5 protein-coding genes and 1 pseudogene are annotated in these 7,519 nt (G+C 43.7%); 3 read left to right on the plus strand and 3 right to left on the minus strand.

Translation table 11 applies throughout. The features are described from left to right. Positions 1 to 3: 3 nt before the first annotated feature. The gene (locus BT127_RS09270) at positions 4 to 2,646 is read left to right on the plus strand and encodes a CotH kinase family protein (RefSeq protein ID WP_075424724.1); all 2,643 of its coding nucleotides are present in this window, start codon (positions 4 to 6) and stop codon (positions 2,644 to 2,646) included. A 230-nt stretch (positions 2,647 to 2,876) separates the two neighbouring features. Next, positions 2,877 to 3,341: a flavodoxin gene (locus tag BT127_RS09275; RefSeq protein WP_075424725.1), complete on the plus strand. Its 465-nt coding sequence runs from the start codon at positions 2,877 to 2,879 to the stop codon at positions 3,339 to 3,341. 68 nt (positions 3,342 to 3,409) lie between these two features. Here the strand turns inward: BT127_RS09275 and BT127_RS09280 are convergent, their stop codons facing one another. The 3 genes and pseudogenes from BT127_RS09280 to BT127_RS17190 all read right to left on the minus strand — a co-directional run. Next, positions 3,410 to 3,940, minus strand: coding sequence for a 3'-5' exonuclease (locus BT127_RS09280; RefSeq protein WP_075424726.1), 531 nt, complete (start codon positions 3,938 to 3,940; stop codon positions 3,410 to 3,412). 33 nt (positions 3,941 to 3,973) lie between these two features. Continuing rightward, the gene (locus tag BT127_RS09285; RefSeq protein ID WP_318257211.1) at positions 3,974 to 6,931 is read right to left on the minus strand and encodes a BspA family leucine-rich repeat surface protein; all 2,958 of its coding nucleotides are present in this window, start codon (positions 6,929 to 6,931) and stop codon (positions 3,974 to 3,976) included. Continuing rightward, positions 6,923 to 7,189, minus strand: a pseudogene (locus BT127_RS17190) (BspA family leucine-rich repeat surface protein); the annotation flags it as partial. The pseudogene BT127_RS17190 and the gene BT127_RS09285, both read right to left, overlap by 9 nt. 96 nt (positions 7,190 to 7,285) lie before the next feature. Between BT127_RS17190 and BT127_RS16295 the strand changes: the two are divergent. Beyond that, positions 7,286 to 7,519, plus strand: a 234-nt coding sequence (locus BT127_RS16295) for a transposase (RefSeq protein WP_082334961.1), incomplete at its 3' end; no start/stop codon positions are given.

Consider the following 7,519-nt stretch of genomic DNA (forward strand, 5'->3'; position numbering starts at 1 on the left):
TTTATGAGATTTATGAAGCGTATGGGAGGACTCGCTTCTGCATTCCTTATTGTGGCGTCCATGCAGTGTATAGCACCCATTGCATCGGCTGCACAAAACACCGAGGGACTATGCATTAATGAGGTCTGCACCCAGAACAAGGCATGTTTTACTGACAGTCTCGGCAGAGCATCTGACTGGATAGAGCTCTACAACGGAAGCGGAACGGATATCTCACTGGACGGATTCGGTTTATCAGATTCTCCTGAACAGCCGATGAAGTACGTTTTTCCGTCTGGTACTGTCATAAGAAACGGTGAACACCTTATTGTTGCCGCAAACAAGGACGGAAGCGGCATGACCGAACTGAATACGGGATTCAGTCTAAGCAAGTCGGGGGAGGAGCTTACACTTTCATCTGCGGACGGAAGTTTGATAGATTCAGTAAGCGTTCCTGCACTTGCAGAGGATGCGACCTACGGACGTTCACCCGACGGAAACGGCAGTTTGTCTGTTATGACTCCAACACCTGCTTCCGCAAACAGTACAGCACCTGCCGAGCCTGTATTTTCACTCGGTTCAGGCTTTTACAATGTAAATGATGTAAGTGAGCTGACAATAAGCTCCGCCGATACGGTCTATTACACTCTCGACGGCTCTGATCCTACAACATCCGAAACTGCGAAGGTGTACAGCGGTGCTATACCAATGTATGACAGGAGCATCGACGAGAACGTTTACAGTAAGTATCAGCACGAGGACAACAGTCCATATTCCACTACGCTACAGCAGAGGTTCACAGCAAGTCCCGAAAAGTTCGACAAGGCGACTATAGTTCGTGCGGCGGCAAAGGGTTCGGACGGTACTTTCAGCCCTGTTACCACTAATACCTACTTCGTCATGAACAGCGAAAAGCTGGCATATTATTCGGATATACCTGTTGTTTCACTAGTTACTGATCCGGATAATCTTTTCGATAAGGATAAGGGTATTTACGTTGCAGGTCAGCAGTATCTGGACTGGAAGAGCAGTCCTCAGTACGATCCGAGAAAAAGCGAATGGGACACGGACAATGTTGCGAACTTTTTCTCCAAGGGCAAGGAGTGGGAGCGTGAAGCAGATATAACCTACTTCAGCGGCGGCGAGTTCGGATTCACACAGAAAATGGGCATTCGCATCAAGGGCGCTTCTACCCGTAACAGTCAGACAAAGAGCTTCAATGTTTATGCAAGGAGTCAGTACGGCGATTCCAAACTTGATTACAAGCTTCTTGACGATAATTATTCAGCAGTTGACGGCGGAAAAATAAAGCGTTATGATTCGTTCAGTCTCAGAGCTGTTTCATGGGTTGACAGATTGAGAGAGCGTGTGGTACATTCGGCACTTCGCGACCTTCCTGCACTTGCTACCTATGACAGTGACAGGTGTATGCTTTTCATCGACGGCGAACTATGGGGAATGTACGAGATAATCGAGAAGTCTTCGGACTACTATATACAGAGCAATTACGGTGTTCCTGCGGAGAATGTTTCCATGATAAAGAACGGCGAAGTTGAGGCAGGTCCCGAAACAGAGCTTGACGAACTTGAAGCACTGGGTGAATTCTGCCGTGAGAACGATATGTCCGTTGCGGAGAACTATAACTACGTTATTTCAAAAATAGACGCCGAAAGTATTATCGACTGCTACTGTGCAGGTCTTTACCTTGGCACATGGGACTGGCCGAACCATAACTATCTGATGTGGAAGAATAACGGCGCTCCTATTGACGGCAATCCGTACAGTGACGGCAAATGGCGTTTCGGTTCATTTGATTTCGACTATTCCGTGGGACTGACCTATCAGAACTTCGGCGGAGTTGAAGGTTATCAGTACGACAGCTTCCGCAAAATGAACAGGGACATAAAGGAAGCTCCTACGTCTATATTCAGGGGACTGCTTGATAATCCGCAATTCAGACAGCAGTTCGCTGATAAATTCTATTCCTACGCCTATTCGGTATTTGAGCCTGAGAAAATGGTTGCGGAGCTTGATGACGAGGAGAACAGATATATGGACTACATGACCATGACAGGCTGGCGCTGGAACAACGGCAGACCTGATTCCGATTTCAATTCCTATTGCAAAGCTCAGCAGAAATACTATCACGGAGAAATGGAGAAAATGCGTACATTCTTCAAAAGGCGAGCAGAGTACGCCATTGAGGATATGCAGGATTATCTGGGGCTCTCCAAAAATGTAGCTACGATAACAGTCACAAGAAAAGGAAGCGGCAGTGTTTCTGCGGATTCTGAAAATATCAGCTTTACGGGTAATCTGTGGTCAGGTTCTTTCAATAGCGGTACTAAGGTAACTCTCACGGCGCAGCCTGAGGCAGGATATACATTCGGCGGCTGGTCAGGTGCGGTAGTTTCCTCATCACCGACTATAACAGTTACCGCAGATAAAGCATCCGCGTTGGTATGCACTTTTAATAAAACGGAATACGAACAGGGCGATATCAATATGGACGGCAGTGTAAACGTTGCAGATCTGGTCCTTATGGACAAATACCTGCATGGTCAGGAAGGACTTGATAAGGCACAGTTCAGACTTGCAGATATGAACGGGGACAAGTCGGGAAATGTATTCGACCTTGTACTTTTAAGGCAAAAACTCGTTAAATAACAATGGAAAAGGACAGCCGCAGTGCTGTCCTTTTTGTATATCAGCAATTCACTTCGTCAATTGCAACAAGTATGAAGCACTATCACTGTATATAATGACGTTTTTAAGAAAAATAAGCAGATCGATATTGACACAGTGTCAGGACGGTGCTATAATAATTGCAGTGACACACTGTCAGAATATGCGATCGTGGGTTCATATGTATTAATAAAAATAACGGAGGTAATATCATGAGTAAGAAATTAGTAGCATATTTTTCAGCAAGCGGTAATACTGCCGCACTTGCAAAGTCTCTGGCTGATAAGGCAGGTGCAGACATCTATGAGATAAGACCGTCTGTACCATACACCAACGCTGATCTTAACTGGCAGAACAAGCAGTCCCGCAGCAGCATTGAAATGAGCGACCACAGCTCCCGTCCCGGACTGGCAGATACATCTGCTGATATCGCGGCATATGACACTATATACATTGGATTCCCTGTATGGTGGTACATTGCTCCTACGATCATCAATACTTTTCTTGAAAGCTATGATTTTTCAGGCAAGAAGATAATCCTTTTTGCTACATCAGGCGGAAGCGGATTCGGCAAGGCAGTGGAGAATCTCAGAACGAGTGCTCCGAATGCAGAAATAATCGAGGGAAAGGTAAATCCGTCAGCTAAGGATATTGAAGTTCTTGCCGAGATGGACTGATAAGTAATCCTTTCAGTTTTAAGTCATTATAAGAAAAGCGTTCAGTATGAAACTGAACGCTTTATATTTTATATCAGATGATAAGTACGGATAAAGGAATTGACATCTGCGCCGCTTTCCATGTACCTGAGAAGTATCTCTGCACAGGCACGGCTGTCGCTGTCCGCCTTATGGTGATCCAGTGAAATACCGTAATGGTCGCACATTACATTCAGACTATGGCTCATGCCCGGTAACAGTTTCTTGCCAGCCTGAACAGTGCAGATGTATTTTGCTGTGTTTTTCCACTCTATACCGTAATCATGCAGGCATTTTTTCAGTACGCTCATATCGAATACCGCATTATGAGCCACAAGTATACCGCTTTCCATAACTGACTTTATCTGTTCCCACAGCTCAGCGAAATTCGGAGCGCCCTGAACAGTATCTGCACTTATGCCCGTAAGCTGAGTATTGAAGCGGTCGAAATAAACTTCGGGATCCACAAGCGAGAAAAATGAATCTGCAATAATGCCGTTTTCTATGATAGTAATACCAATGGCACTCATACGGTTATTAGCACGGTTTGGTGTTTCAACATCAAATACTATGTATCGCATAGAGACTCCTTTTTGATAGTAAGGTAAGACGGGTTATTCTTCCTCAACACCGAGATATGTAAGGAAATCGTCCGTACCGCCGGTTGAGAGATATGAATAGTAAACGAGGACTATAGAGGCATCCGAAGCATCAATAGTCTTATCGAAGTTTACATCAGCATCTATGAGCTGATCTTCCGTAAGGTCGGGAGTATCGCCTGTGGAGTAAGCCGAATAAGCCATAAGTATAGCTGAGGCATCTGTTGCATTGATAAAGCCGTCTCTGTTGACATCTCCGAGCCATGATTTACGTGTTGAAGGAATCGTAGTAACTGCTATAGTTGTGGAAGGTGAAACATCAGCAGTAGCTATGGTAGAAGAAGGAGTTGCTGCTTGGGTAACAGTTGCAGTTTCAGTAGTAACAGAAGGCTCAGCAGCTTTAGTAGTAACAGGTGATTTTGTAGTTGTAGGGACAGCAGTTGTATTTATAACTGTTGGTGTAGCTGTAGTTGTTATAACAGCTTTTGTGGATGTTGTTACAGGGGATACAGCAGGTGCTGTAGTAACAACAGGCTGAACAACAGAAGCGTTCTTAGCGGTGAAGTAGCCGGGGAGATCCGGAGAATCGATACGGGCATATACACCGTTAATATGTGCAGAGTCGAATACAGTACCGTTACCGCCGACGATAGAATCGCATCCTGTGAACACCTTACTGATCTTCTCAGCATTTGGAAGAGGCTGCCACTTATTTGATACATATACAGTCTTAAGGTCGGAGCAGTTAATGAACATATTACTGATACTGGTCAGTTTTGTTGTATCGAATGAAGAAAGGTCAACTGTTTTCAGAGATGAGCATCCGCTGAACATGTTGTATGCCTGTTGGAGTGAAGGAGTATTCCATGTGGAAAGGTCAACGCTTTCAAGTGAAGAGCAGTTATTAAGCATATAGCTCATTTTTTCGACTTTTGAAACGTCGATATTTGAAAGATCGAGTTCGGTCAGTGCTCCGCATTTGTCGAACACATATGTCATGTCAGTCAGAGAGTTAGTGTTCATATCTGAAAGATCAGCTGATCTCAGCTGAGTGCATCCGTTGAACGCATGGTACATACTACTGATCTTTGGTGCATCCAGACCTGAGAGATCCACAGATTTCAGTGATGTACAATTCCAACAGAAATTACGAAGATCCGTAAGATTCGGAATGTGCACTCCCGAAAGATCAACAGTTTCTAATGACTCACATTCGCCGAAAATACACTGGAGTTTTTCAACTGATGACAGATCAAATATTTTCAGATCGATTTCTTTAAGTGATTTACAGCCGGCAAACATATATTCCATTGTAGTTACATTAGATGTATCAAGGTCAGCAAGTCCGTTTATAGTTGTCAATGCAGTACATCCCTGGAACATGTTATGTGTGGATGTGATGTTAGATGTGTCGATATCTGTAAGGTCAACGGTTTCAAGTGCAGAACAATTGTTGAACAGTGATTCTGTATCTTTTGCATTGCTGAAATCCATACCTGAGATATCGACCGATTTAAGCTTCGTGCAATAAGCGAACATACTGTAAATTTCCTCGACATTTGATGCATCAGCCTTTGTAAGGTCGATAGATTCCGCCATAAATTTATCAAAAAGACCGGAACAGTCTTCGGAGAGAATAGTACCCTCTGCGGCAACTACTTTCTTGACAGCTTCATTCTTGCTGTATTCCTTTATATCGTCGCAGAAATAGTTGAACTTATAATTGAAACCGTATTCTCTGAAGTCGCCGAATATAGTAAGAACTCCTGTTTCTTCATCAAGCTTTGCACCGAAGGAAGGCTCCGGAGGCTGTACGCTGTCATCGCCGAGAGTGAGATATCCGGGAGTTTCATCACTGTCTATGCGGAACATATCAAGCTTGCAGCTATCCTTACTGAATGCTGTACCGTTACCGCCTGTAAGCTTGTCGCAGCCTGAGAACAAATAGCATGAACGATACAAATTCTTTTTTCCGTCATCAGGTGTATTAAGATTATCATAATTCCAGCTATCTGAAACGAGTATCTTTTCAAGACTGCTGCATCCGCCGAACATCTTGCTGACATCGCAGTTCTTTCTCTGTGAGAAGCTGCGGAGGTCCAGTTCGGTAAGTCCGGAACAATCAAGGAACATACCTTCCATAGATGTGACATGAGCGGTATCGAATTTTGTTACATCGATATCAGTAAGGCTATTGCAGTCGTTGAACATATATTGCATGAGTGTTGCACGGGGTGTGCGGAATGAACTTATATCAAGTTCTGATAATGACGCGCATCCGTCAAACATGCAGTCGAAGTCGCTTGCAAAAGAGGTATCGAAGCTTGAAAGGTCAAGTGAAGTAATGGACGGACAATACTCGAACATACAGCTGAAATCATCAGCCTTTGAGGTGTTGAAGTTTGAGAGGTCAACAGTAGTAAGAGCTTTGCATCCGCGGAACATTGAGCCGAAGAAACCGCAGTTCGATGTATCGAACATAGTAACGTCCACAGCGGGGAGCTTTTCACAGTTATAGAACATATAACCGAGATTTACTGCCTTTGATGTATCAAATCCTGTCAGATCAACAGAAACAAGATTCTTGCAGTTAGCGAACAGATAAAACATATCGGTTACATAAGAAGTATCAGCATTGGAAAGATCTATCTCCTCAGCCATGATCTGTAAAAACAGCTTGCGGGAGCTCGGCGGAAGTATGGTTCCCTCGGAGGCGACAACTTTCTTTACTGCTTCATTATTTCTGTAAAGAGCAACGTGCGAAGCGTTTACTTTTCCAGAAAGAGTCAATATTCCTGTTTCCTCGTCAAGAACTACATCATCCATACGGGGCGGCGTAAGGCTGTCCTTTACATCGGTAAGATATCCGGGAGTCTCAAAGGAATCAACATTCGCATAGATATAATCCGTAAATGTCTGTTCAATTACAAGTGTACCGTTTCCTCCTACGAGCTTTGTACTGTTCTTGAACATGTCATCGGAATCTGTTGTTTTGATACTTTCTAAGCTCCATTTATCCGATGAAGCGATTATTGTTGTCAGTTCGGGACACTCAGCAAACATTTCTCTGAAATTAGTTGTCTTTGAGGTATCGAAGTTTGAAATATCAACAGTTCTGAGTTTACTGCATCCGGAAAACAAATTGCTGAGTGATTCTGCCCCTGATATATGAAAGTTTGAAAGATCCAGCTCTGTAAGTGATTTGCATTTAGAGAACATATAGCTTATTTCGGTAACTTTTGTGAAGTGTTATACTGAAAGAGCAGTCGACAAACGCCCAATAATCTGGTAGAATATAAATGATAAAACCAGAAAGGGAAAACGACTATGAAGTACAGTAAAGAATTCAAAGAAGAAGCATTAAAGCTCTCGGATGAGATCGGACTGAAAAAGGCTGCTCAGCAGTTAGGTATCCAGTATTACACACTCTCAGACTGGCGTACAAAGCGAAATGCCGCTGTCAAAGCTAAGAAGTATCAGATGACCGATGACGAAGCAAAACTGCGTATTACAGAGCTCGAGCGTGAAAACGCTGAACTTCGTAAAGCAAATGACATTCTC

It is taken from the genome of Ruminococcus sp. XPD3002, from assembly GCA_900119535.1.
Classification (GTDB): domain Bacteria; phylum Bacillota; class Clostridia; order Oscillospirales; family Ruminococcaceae; genus Ruminococcus; species Ruminococcus flavefaciens_H.